The following is a 7,477-nucleotide window of genomic DNA, read 5'->3' on the forward strand; positions in this document are numbered from 1 at the left end:
AAGGCGATGCCGGTGATGATCTGCTGTTCCACGATTTGGTCCTCGTCGCAGATGAGGGTGCCCGGCCGCGCGGCATCGGGGGGATCGAAGGAGGAACGCACCGTGGTCGGCACCCGGTGCACCATGGCGAGCTCGACGGAGCGCACCTGCAGCACCTTGGCGCCGAGGGACGCCATCTCCAGCATCTCCTCGAAGGTCACGCGCTCCATGCGCTTGGCCTTGGGCACCACGCGGGGATCGGTGGTGTAGACCCCGTCCACGTCGGTGTAGATGTCGCAGCGCTCGGCGCCGATGGCGGCGGCGATGGCGACCGCCGAGGTGTCCGAGCCGCCCCGCCCCAGGGTCGCGATCCGGCCGGTGCCGGCATTCACGCCCTGGAAGCCGGAGATCACCGCGACCTCGCCGCGGGCGAATCCCTCGTCGAGGTTCTTCGGGTCGATGCCCTCGATCCGGGCCGAGCCGTGCGCGTCGGAGGTGTGGATCGGGATCTGCCAGCCCTGCCAGGAGCGGGCCTTGATGCCGTCCTTGTTGAGGGCGATGGCGAGGAGCCCCGAGGTGACCTGCTCGCCCGAGGCGACGACCGTGTCGTACTCCGCCGCGCCGTAGAGCGGGTCGGCATCCTTGACCCAGCCGACGAGCTCGTTGGTCTTGCCCGACATCGCCGAGACCACGACCGCGACCTCGTAGCCGGCCGCGACCTCGCGGGCGACGTGGCGCGCCACGTTGCGGATGCGGTCGACGTTGGCGACGGAGGTGCCGCCGAATTTCATCACCAAACGGGGCATGTCGCGTCCGGTCTGCTCGTCTCTCACCACGGGGCCGGCCGCGCGGGCCACGCCGCCGGCCAGCAACCGGCACGGAAAACAACACGGCGCGGCTGTACCGGGGATGCGCCCGGCGGGTACAAGGGCCCCCCGGCCGTGTCAATCGGACGGACCGCAGGTTCAAACGATGCGAAAGTGAGCCGGATGACGGGTGCCTCGATCGACCGGGACGAAGTGGCGCGCTTCGACGCCCTGGCGGCGCGCTGGTGGGACGAGCGCGGACCGATGGCGGTTCTGCACAAGTTCAATCCCGTCCGGGTCGGCTACATCCGCGACGAAGCCTGCCGCATCTTCGACCGCGATGCGGCCGCGCCCTTCCCCCTCGAAGGCTTGCGCGTGATCGATATCGGCTGCGGCGGCGGCGTGCTGTCGGAGCCGCTCGCCCGCCTCGGCGCGACGGTGACCGGGCTCGATCCGGCGCCGGGCAACGTCGCGGCGGCCCGCGCCCACGCGGAGGCCGAGGGGCTGGCCATCGACTACCGCGACGAGACCATCGAGGCAGTGGCCGCGCGCGGCGAGCGCTTCGACATCGTGCTCGCCATGGAAGTCGTCGAGCACGTCGCCGACCGCGCCGGGTTCCTGCGCGCCTGCTGCACGACGGTGAAGCCGGGCGGGCTCCTGTTCGCCGCCACCATCAACCGGACGATGCGCTCCTTCGCGCTGGCCATCGTCGGCGCCGAGTACATCCTGCGCTGGCTGCCGCGGGGGACCCACGACTGGGAAAAGTTCGTGACGCCGGGGGAATTGTCCGCCGACATCGCGGCGGGCGGCCTCACCGTCACCGACACGACCGGGGTGGTCTACAATCCGCTCACCGATTCCTGGCGGGCGAGCCGCGACACGGGGGTGAACTACATGGTCGCGGCGCACCGCCCCGCCTGAAACGAAGCCGGGCGGCCTTCGTTGAGGAATCTCCACCAGGAACGGAGACACTCAACCGATGCTTGAGAAGCTGCCGCACGCCGTCGGTGAGGCCCTGGCCGGCCTGCGGGCCGGCGCGGAGAAGGCCGCGTTCCACACGGTCGCGGCGGACGTCCCCGCGACGATCCGCGTGACGAGCGAGGCCTTTGCCGACACCGCGCCGATCCCGGCCCGCCACACGGCCGACGGCGAAGGCGTGTCGCCGCCGCTCGCCCTCGCCGGCGTGCCGGAGCATGCGGCGGCACTGATCCTGTTCGTGGAGGATCCGGACGCGCCCTCCCCTCATCCCCTCGTCCACCTCATCGCCTGGAATCTGCGCCCGGAAGACCAGCGCCTTCCGGAAGGGGCGTTCGCGGGCCCGGCGGGCGAGGGTGCGCGGCACGACCTCGGCCGCAACTCGTTCCTGAAGGACGGCTGGCTGCCGCCGGACCCGCCGACGGGGCACGGACCGCACCACTACCTGTTCCAGGCCTTCGCCCTCGCCCGCCCGGCGGAGCTGCCCGCCTCGCCGGGCCGGAGCGCGCTCCTCGACGCGCTTCGAGGCAACGTGATCGCCAAGGGCCTGCTGACCGGGACCTACGAGCGGGCGTGAGCGTGCCTCACGAAACTCGGGGTCACCGACCGCCTCCCCGTCCGACCGCGACGGCGCAACGGGCGTTTCGTGAGAGACGCCGAGCATCTTGCGCTCACCGCGCGCGAGCGGGCATGAGCGCGGGCATCGGCGCCGTCGATCGCGGCGATGTCTCCCGCGGGCGGGGGAGCCGACGGCGGATCGGACGGCGGGACGGAGGCGGCGCGGAATGAAGGCCCTGATGTGCAGCCGGCTCGGCGGGCCGGAGGATCTCAGCATCGAGGATCTGCCCGATCCGGTGCCGGGCCCCGGCGAGGCGCTGGTGCGGGTTCGGTTCGCGGCGCTGAACTTTTTCGACACCCTCATCATCGCCGGCCGCTATCAGGTGAAGCCCGAACTGCCGTTCTCCCCCGGCGGCGAGGCCTGCGGCGTGATCGAGGCCCTGGGTCCCGGTGCGGAGGGATTGTCCGTCGGCGACCGGGTGATGGTGCATCTCAGCCACGGCACCGCCCGCGAGCGGATCGCGGTGCCGGTCAGGCGCCTCGCGCGGGTGCCGGAAGCCGTCTCCGACGAGGTCGCCGCCGGGCTCTCGATCACCTACGGCACCACGCTCCACGCCCTGTGCGACCGCGCCGCCATCCGGCCGGGCGAGACGCTGGTCGTCCTCGGCGCCTCGGGGGGCGTCGGTCTCGCCGCGGTGGAACTCGGCAAGCTGCTGGGCGCGCGCGTCATCGCCTGCGCCTCCTCGCCCGAGAAGCTCGAAACCGCCCGCGCCCACGGCGCCGACGACCTGATCGACTACAAGGCGGACAACCTGCGCGAGGCGCTGCGGCGCCTCACCGGCGAGCGGGGCGTCGACGTGGTCTACGACGCGGTCGGCGGGGAGCTCGCCGAACCGGCGATGCGCGCGCTCGGCTGGAAGGGCCGCTTCCTCGTGATCGGCTTCGCCGCGGGCGAGATCCCGAAATTCCCCCTCAACGTCATCATGCTCAAGGGCATCGACGTGCAGGGCGTCCACTGGGGCGCCTTCGTCGAGCGCGAGCCGGAGGCGCACGCGGCGAACCAGGCCCGGCTGCTCACCTGGGCGGCGGAGGGCCGGCTCACCGTGAAGGTGCACGGCACCTATCCGCTCGAAGCCTACGCCGACGCGCTCGGCGTGCTCGTGCGCCGCGAGGCCGTCGGCAAGGTCCTGCTCGACCTGAGAGGCTAGTGCATCGTCCCGAAAGGCGGCCACCGGCTTTCGGGACGATGCAACATCAAGGATCGAGCGCACCAGCCGATCGGATCGGGCCTATCGGTCGAGCCGCGCCAGCGCGGCGGCGATCCGCGCCGCGCCCGGGCCGTTGCCGGCGGCCACGGCGTGGCGGCGGTCGAGGGCGATGGCGCCGCGGTGGCTCGCATGGGTGATGGCGATGGCGAGCGCGTCGGCCGCGTCGGCGAGCTTGAACTCCGCTTTCGGCAGCAGGAACTTCACCATCGCCTGGATCTGGGTCTTCTCCGCGTGGCCGTTGCCGGCCACCGTCTTCTTCACGAGGTTGGCGGCGTATTCCGCCACCGGCAGCCCGGCGAGGGCGGGCACCAGCAGCGCCACGGCGCGGGCATGGCCGAGCTTGAGCGTGGCCTGCGCGTCCTTGTTGACGAAGGTCTCCTCCACCGAGACCTCGTCGGGCGCGTAGGTCGTGATGATGCGGGTGAGGCCCTCGTGCAGCTCGCGCAGGCGCAGAGCCAGCGGCAGGTCGCCGTCGGAGGTGACGACGCCGCAGGCGAGATAGGACAGCTTGGTGCCCCGCGCCGTGATCAGACCCCAGCCGGTGCGGCGCAGGCCGGGATCGATGCCGAGAATGCGGACGTCCGTGGTCATGGCCTCGGCCTCCTTCAGAGCATCGATCCGCTACGGCACGTAGCGTGAACAAAGCCTTGCCGCAAACCCGCGGCCCGCCTCATCAGGGCGATCGCTTGACAGCGATCACCCTGGTTCTACGCCGGCCTCAGTCGCCGGCGCCTGCCTCCGCGGGCTCAGGCTTCCGCTCCGCGCGGCGCTCTTCGCGCCGCGAAGCCGCTCAAGCGGCTTCGAGCGATGGCCCCGCCCGTCTCGCCGACGCCTATTGCAGCTTGAACTCGCCCTCCAGCCGGAGCGCCACCTCGTCGCCGAGCAGCGGCAGGAACGCGTTCACGCCGAACTCGGAGCGCTTGATCACCGTCCAGCCGTCGAAGCCGACGGAGTAGATCTTGTCGACCGGGTTGACGCCCGCCTGGTTGAAGGTGGCGTCGAACGAGACCGGCTTCGACACGCCGCGCAGGGTCAGCGTCCCGTTGACGCGGGCGGTGGTCGGACCCGTCGGCTCGATCGACTGGCTCACAAAGGTCGCCTCGGGAAACTTCTCCACGTCGAGGAAGTCCGGCGTCTTGAGATGCGCGTTGAGCCGGTCGTTCAGCCCGTTGGCGCTGCCGGTGCCGATCTTGACGGACAGCGTGCTCTTGCCCGGCTCGGCGGGATCGAGGACGAGGTCGCCCGAGACCTCGGTGAACTGGCCGTAATAGGTCGAGAAACCGAGATGGCTGATCGACCAGGTGATCTTGCCGTGGGCGGGATCGAGCCGATAGCGCCCGGCCTTCACCTGTTTCGGGTCCTTGGTCAGGGCCGGGGCGGCCTCCTGAGCATGGGGCGCGCCGGGCATGGCGAGGGCGAAACCCGCCAGCAGGAGGGCGGCGAGGGCGAGCGTGCGCTTCATGCGGTCACCTTGTCGGTTGTGCCGCCAAGACGGATATGGCCTTAGGCCAAGCGCGGCAACGGACCCTTCGAGGATCGACGGTTTCATATGATCGGCAAGCTCAAGGGGATCGTCGATTCCTACGGCGAGGATTTCGTGATCCTCGACGTGAACGGCGTCGGCTACGTCGTTCACTGCTCCGCCCGCACCCTGCAGCGCCTGCCGAAGCCCGGCGAGGCCACGGATCTCGCCATCGAGACGCATGTGCGCGAGGACATGATCCGTCTCTACGGCTTCCGCTCCGATGCCGAGCGGGAGTGGTTCCGCTTGCTCCAGACGGTGCAGGGGGTCGGCACCCGCGTGGCGCTCGGTGTTCTTTCAGTGCTAGAGCCGGCCGACCTCGCGACCGCCATCGCCACCGGCGACAAGGGCGCCGTCGCCCGCGCCCCCGGCGTCGGGCCGCGGCTCGCCGCCCGCCTCGTCGCGGAACTGAAGGACAAGGCGCCCGCCTTCGCCCCCGTCGATCCGGCGCTGATCGCTCTCACCGGCGCCGTCGAGGACAGGACGGCGCCGCAGCCGGTCGCGGACGCGATCTCGGCGCTGGTCAATCTCGGTTATCCCCAGGTTCAGGCCTCGGCCGCCATCGCCACCGCCCTGAAGGGCTTGGGCGAGGAGGCCGACACCGTGGAGGCCAAGACCCTGATCCGGCTCGGGCTGCGGGAGCTCGCGCGGTAGGGCATCCTCCCGAAAGGTGACTGGCCTTCCGAGAAAGACGATGCTCAAGGTCGTCGCGCGACCCTGCTCAGGCGCCCTCGTCGAAAGGCGGCGGCTGCAGGCGCTGCCAGGCGGAGGCGATCCGCTCCGGCTTCACCTGAAGTGCCTCGGCGCAGGCGAGCAGCGACGATTCGTCGCCCATCACATGGTCGAGAACGGCGCCGAGAAAGCCGGGATCGTGCAGGCTCTCGCGCAGCGTTCCGGGCTCCAGGCCGCTCGCGGCGACGAACCGGAACAGCCGGTCCTCGTCGGCGGCGAGCCATCCCAGCACTTCGATGGCGAGACGTTCGCTCCCGCCATCACTATGATCAAGTTTGCGTTTCATCAACGAGTGGCAGTTTAAGAGAGTACGAGGGGCCGGGCCACGGGGTGGAACGCCATCGCGACCGCGCCGGAGCAGGTCATGAAGAAAACCGTTCTCATCGTTGAAGACAACGAGCTGAACATGAAGCTCTTCAACGATCTGCTGGAGGCGCACGGCTACGCGACCCTCAAGACCGCCAACGGTATCGAGGCGATTGAACTCGCGCGCGCCCACCACCCAGACTTGATTCTGATGGACATCCAGCTTCCCGAAGTGTCGGGCCTGGAAGTGACCAAATGGCTCAAGGACGACGACGACCTCCGTAACATTCCCGTGATCGCCATCACCGCCTTTGCAATGAAAGGCGACGAGGAACGCATTCGTGAAGGCGGCTGCGAGGCATATTTGTCCAAGCCGATCTCGGTTGCCAAGTTTTTGGCAACGGTCCGCAGGTACATTGGCGATGACGGCGCTCCCTGAGATCTCCTCGGACTGAACGCCGTCGCGGTCGTCAAGGCCGCGCATCGGAGGAACGATGTCCGCTCGCGTCCTGATCGTGGATGATCTCTACCCCAACGTACGGCTGCTCGAGACAAAACTGTCGCTCGAATATTTCGACGTTGTCGTGGCGATGAACGGGCCCGATGCCCTGACGATCTGCGAGAACGGAGCGTGCGACATCGTGCTCCTCGACGTGATGATGCCGGGCATGGACGGGTTCGAGGTCTGCCGCCGCCTCAAGTCCAATCCCGCCACCGCCCACCTGCCGGTGGTGATCGTGACCGCCCTCGACCAGCCCGCCGACCGTCTGCGGGGCCTGGATGCCGGGGCCGACGACTTCCTGACCAAACCCATCGACGACACCGCGCTGATGACGCGGGTGCGCAGCCTCGTGCGGCTGAAGGCGGTGACGGACGAGCTGCGCTCCCGCGCCCTCGCGACGCGCGAGATCGGCGGCCCCGATCCCCTGGTTCTCGCCGCCGCCGACACCGGCGAGGGCGCGCGCATCCTCCTCGTGGAGGATCGTCCGAGCGCCATCGACCGCATCGGCACCGCCCTGTCCCAGCACCATCACGTCACCGTCGAGACCGATCCCCACCGTGCCCTGGTGCGGGCGCCCGAGGAAGGGTTCGACCTCGCCCTGGTGAGCCTCGACCTCGAAGGGTTCGACGGCCTGCGCCTGTGCAGCCAGCTCCGCTCGCTGGAGCGGACCCGCAACATGGCGCTGATCATGATCGGCGAGATGCACGAGAAGGCCCGCATCACCCGCGGCCTCGATTTCGGCGTCAACGACTACCTGCTGCGCCCGGTCGACCGCAACGAGCTGATCGCACGGGTGCGCACCCAGGTGCGGCGCCGCCGCTTCTCGGAG

At 69.8% G+C, this 7,477-nt stretch carries 10 protein-coding genes; 6 read left to right on the forward strand and 4 right to left on the reverse strand.

Going from position 1 to position 7,477, the window contains the following annotated elements:
- Positions 1 to 785 (reverse strand): aspartate kinase (locus tag MFF42_RS12680; protein ID WP_238256073.1); only part of this gene is annotated, 785 nt, incomplete at its 3' end.
- Between the two features lie 174 nt (positions 786 to 959).
- Here MFF42_RS12680 and ubiG point away from each other — a divergent pair.
- The 3 genes from ubiG (at position 960) to MFF42_RS12695 (ending at position 3,526) form a co-directional block, all read left to right on the forward strand.
- Complete coding sequence (ubiG, locus tag MFF42_RS12685) at positions 960 to 1,706, forward strand: bifunctional 2-polyprenyl-6-hydroxyphenol methylase/3-demethylubiquinol 3-O-methyltransferase UbiG (RefSeq protein WP_238256074.1); 747 nt, start codon at positions 960 to 962, stop codon at positions 1,704 to 1,706.
- Between the two features lie 58 nt (positions 1,707 to 1,764).
- Positions 1,765 to 2,337: a YbhB/YbcL family Raf kinase inhibitor-like protein gene (locus MFF42_RS12690; protein ID WP_238256075.1), complete on the forward strand. Its 573-nt coding sequence runs from the start codon at positions 1,765 to 1,767 to the stop codon at positions 2,335 to 2,337.
- A 208-nt stretch (positions 2,338 to 2,545) separates the two neighbouring features.
- Positions 2,546 to 3,526, forward strand: a complete 981-nt coding sequence (locus tag MFF42_RS12695; RefSeq protein ID WP_238256076.1) for an NADPH:quinone oxidoreductase family protein — start codon at positions 2,546 to 2,548, stop codon at positions 3,524 to 3,526.
- 81 nt (positions 3,527 to 3,607) lie between these two features.
- Here the strand turns inward: MFF42_RS12695 and ruvC are convergent, their stop codons facing one another.
- Together ruvC and MFF42_RS12705 are read right to left on the reverse strand one after the other, a co-directional pair.
- Positions 3,608 to 4,177, reverse strand: coding sequence for a crossover junction endodeoxyribonuclease RuvC (gene ruvC, locus MFF42_RS12700; RefSeq protein WP_238256077.1), 570 nt, complete (start codon positions 4,175 to 4,177; stop codon positions 3,608 to 3,610).
- A 241-nt stretch (positions 4,178 to 4,418) separates the two neighbouring features.
- Positions 4,419 to 5,048: a YceI family protein gene (locus MFF42_RS12705; RefSeq protein WP_238256078.1), complete on the reverse strand. Its 630-nt coding sequence runs from the start codon at positions 5,046 to 5,048 to the stop codon at positions 4,419 to 4,421.
- Between the two features lie 87 nt (positions 5,049 to 5,135).
- On the opposite strand from MFF42_RS12705, the gene ruvA reads away from it, so the two are divergent.
- Complete coding sequence (gene ruvA, locus MFF42_RS12710; RefSeq protein ID WP_238256079.1) at positions 5,136 to 5,762, forward strand: Holliday junction branch migration protein RuvA; 627 nt, start codon at positions 5,136 to 5,138, stop codon at positions 5,760 to 5,762.
- Between the two features lie 67 nt (positions 5,763 to 5,829).
- On the opposite strand, the gene MFF42_RS12715 is transcribed toward ruvA, so the two are convergent.
- Positions 5,830 to 6,126: a DUF3572 domain-containing protein gene (locus MFF42_RS12715; RefSeq protein ID WP_283206873.1), complete on the reverse strand. Its 297-nt coding sequence runs from the start codon at positions 6,124 to 6,126 to the stop codon at positions 5,830 to 5,832.
- 78 nt (positions 6,127 to 6,204) lie between these two features.
- Between MFF42_RS12715 and MFF42_RS12720 the strand changes: the two genes are divergently transcribed.
- Together MFF42_RS12720 and MFF42_RS12725 are read left to right on the forward strand one after the other, a co-directional pair.
- On the forward strand, positions 6,205 to 6,585 hold the full coding sequence (locus tag MFF42_RS12720) for a response regulator (protein ID WP_003599942.1): 381 nt from the start codon (positions 6,205 to 6,207) through the stop codon (positions 6,583 to 6,585).
- Between the two features lie 55 nt (positions 6,586 to 6,640).
- Positions 6,641 to 7,477 (forward strand): response regulator (locus MFF42_RS12725; RefSeq protein WP_238256081.1); only part of this gene is annotated, 837 nt, incomplete at its 3' end.

It is taken from the genome of Methylorubrum podarium, from assembly GCF_022179745.1.
In the GTDB taxonomy this organism is placed as follows: domain Bacteria; phylum Pseudomonadota; class Alphaproteobacteria; order Rhizobiales; family Beijerinckiaceae; genus Methylobacterium; species Methylobacterium podarium.

Coding starts and splice junctions, on each gene's coding strand:
- MFF42_RS12690 (WP_238256075.1), top strand. CDS start 1,765: ATGCTTGAGAAGCTGCCGCACGCCGTCGGTGAGGCCCTGGCCGGCCTG.
- MFF42_RS12720 (WP_003599942.1), top strand. CDS start 6,205: ATGAAGAAAACCGTTCTCATCGTTGAAGACAACGAGCTGAACATGAAG.
- ruvC (WP_238256077.1), bottom strand. CDS start 4,177: ATGACCACGGACGTCCGCATTCTCGGCATCGATCCCGGCCTGCGCCGC.
- MFF42_RS12695 (WP_238256076.1), top strand. CDS start 2,546: ATGAAGGCCCTGATGTGCAGCCGGCTCGGCGGGCCGGAGGATCTCAGC.
- MFF42_RS12705 (WP_238256078.1), bottom strand. CDS start 5,048: ATGAAGCGCACGCTCGCCCTCGCCGCCCTCCTGCTGGCGGGTTTCGCC.
- MFF42_RS12715 (WP_283206873.1), bottom strand. CDS start 6,126: ATGAAACGCAAACTTGATCATAGTGATGGCGGGAGCGAACGTCTCGCC.
- ruvA (WP_238256079.1), top strand. CDS start 5,136: ATGATCGGCAAGCTCAAGGGGATCGTCGATTCCTACGGCGAGGATTTC.